At 40.5% G+C, this 2,324-nt stretch carries 3 protein-coding genes; all 3 read left to right on the top strand.

Features of this window, described 5'->3' with window-relative positions:
• Nucleotides 1-84 precede the first annotated feature (84 nt).
• The 3 genes from ACIQ7N_RS23540 to tnpC all read left to right on the top strand — a co-directional run bounded on the left by ACIQ7N_RS23540 (nucleotide 85) and on the right by tnpC (nucleotide 2,240).
• A complete protein-coding gene (locus tag ACIQ7N_RS23540; RefSeq protein WP_402936670.1) occupies nucleotides 85-279 on the top strand; it encodes a hypothetical protein in 195 nt (64 codons plus the stop codon).
• Entirely contained in the window at nucleotides 276-629 is a 354-nt protein-coding gene (gene tnpB, locus ACIQ7N_RS23535; protein ID WP_286926283.1) for an IS66 family insertion sequence element accessory protein TnpB, read from the top strand. Before ACIQ7N_RS23540 ends, tnpB begins: the two co-directional genes overlap by 4 nt.
• Before the next feature lie 111 nt (nucleotides 630-740).
• Complete coding sequence (gene tnpC / locus ACIQ7N_RS23530; RefSeq protein ID WP_483869822.1) at nucleotides 741-2,240, top strand: IS66 family transposase; 1,500 nt, start codon at nucleotides 741-743, stop codon at nucleotides 2,238-2,240.
• Nucleotides 2,241-2,324 lie beyond the last annotated feature (84 nt).

Genomic DNA, 2,324 nt, shown 5'->3' with positions numbered 1-2,324 from the left:
GTAAGCCCGTAATCAAATAACGCATATAAACAACCAGGCACCTCCGGTACGATAAATGTATCAAATTATAGGAGGTGCTTCTTTATGTCAACTACCAAACTAACAATTGTCCCTGTGACGCTAAATCCCATCACTGACAACTCATCATCAACAACTCCACTACAAAACTCTCCTGAACCGAGCTGCATCATTAAAACAACTAGTGCTGAAATTTCCTTCTTTAATGGCGTAGATGAGCGCATCATCCAAACGATTATGAAGGAGTTGAATAATCAATGAAGCAAGATTTTACGAGCGTGCAGAACATCTACATTATTTGCGGTAAGACCGATATGCGTAAAGGTATTGACGGTCTCGCAACACTTATTCAGGATGCTTTTAAACTTGATCCATATAGTGATTCCATCTTCTTATTTTCTGGAACGAGTAAAGACCGTTATAAATGTTTGTATTTTGATGGAGATGGCTTCGCCATACTTTATAAACGATTAGATAATGGCAAACTGCAATGGCCAAAAGATGAAAAGGAAGTACGTAACCTTTCACAAAAGGAACTTCGCTGGCTTTTAGAAGGTTTATCACTTCAGCAGCCAAAAGCAATTACGAAATCTACAAAAGGTGTCTTTTAAACCCACCTAATAAGATGGTATAATCATCCATAACTTATACTGAACGGAAATGTGGTGAATGATTTGACGAACGTTCCTAATCAAGAAAATCAAAATGAACGATTAATTCGAATGCTTGAGCAACAATTAGCTCAGTCAAATCGACAAATCGAAGCATTGACTGAACAAGTTCGCCAATTAACAAAAGCTTTATACGGCTCTAAATCAGAAAAATCAAAGTATCAAGCACCAGACGGGCAAGGCTCTTTATTCGATGACGATCCGTCTTTTAACGAATCTGAGCACACAGAAGAACAAAGCACAGCGACGATTACTTATACTGTTAACCGTAAATTACATAAGAAAAAACGGAATGATTCTTTTCATGATGGGATTGAAATAGAAGAAATTCACCATCATCCCACCAAAACACAATGCGACTGTTGCCTTGGCCCAATGACCGAAGCCGGTACAACTATTGCGCGTGAAGAAGCAAAATTCATTCCGGCAAAAATGATGCGCATTCAGCATATTGAACATGCCTACGAGTGCAAGCACTGCAAAATGGATGCCACACAAAAAGCACAAATGAAACGTGGGAAAGCCCCACAAGCTGCCATTCAGCGAAGCATTGCGGGACCTACCGTTCTAGCAAAACTCATCTATGATAAGTTCATTCAATACTTACCTCTTTACCGTCAGGTAAAGGAATGGGAACGATATGGCCTGCTTACGAATGATAAGAACTTATCAAACTGGGTGATCCGTGCAGCTGAAGATTGGCTTCTACCGGTTTATGAACAGTTGAAGCAGACATTAACAGCAAAATCTGTTCTGCATGTAGATGAAACCTATGCGCAAATAATCAAACGTTCAGACGGAAAATCCGGTCAATCAAACGCCTATAATTGGGTGTTCCGAAGCGTGCCAAGTCAAGGACCGATCATCGTTCTTTTTCAAAGCGCTTTATCGAGAAGCCGTTCTGTATTAGAAGACTTTACAGCTGGTTTTCAAGGAACTGTGATTTGTGATGGTTATTCTGCATATGGGAATCTACCTGACGTTACGTTCGCCAACTGTTGGGCGCATGTGCGACGCTATTGGCTGAAAGCTGATAGCAAAAACGGGCAAATTGGCGTGGATTACTGTGATCAACTGTATCACCTAGAACGTCGATTCAAGCATCTTTCACCAGGTAAACGCCGAAAAGCAAGGCAAAAACATTCAAAGCCGATTGTAGAGAAGTTTCTAAAGTGGGTTGACGAATCGCCTTTCTTCGGGAAAAATGCGCTCGCAAAAGCTGCCGAATACACATTAAATCGTGTACACGGATTAAAGGCTTTTCTATTCGATGGTCGAATTGAAATCGATAATAATCCGGCTGAAAATGCGATTCGTCCAAATGTGATTGGTCGTAAGAACTGGCTTTTCTCTGTTAGTGAAGCAGGCGCTAAAGCAAATGCCATCTGTTTAAGTTTGGCTGAAACGGCAAAAGCTAACGGCATCGATTTCTATCAATACCTAGTGACGTTAATGACAGAATTGCCAAATTTGCCGATTCACCAACAACCAGAGATTTTAAATAATTACATGCCTTGGTCGAAAAAAATCCAAGTCACATGTGCAAAATAGCCATCTATCCGAAAAAAATTAGGATAGATGGCTATTCGTCGTGCGTACCAAGAAGGTGCGCCTATTTTATATTTCGGGCTTACA

It is taken from the genome of Lysinibacillus sp. NPDC095746 (assembly GCF_044763535.1).
Classification (GTDB): Bacteria; Bacillota; Bacilli; order Bacillales_A; family Planococcaceae; genus Lysinibacillus.
The sequence above is the reverse complement of the archived record's forward strand: the minus strand, read 5'-3'. Positions and strand labels throughout refer to the sequence as shown.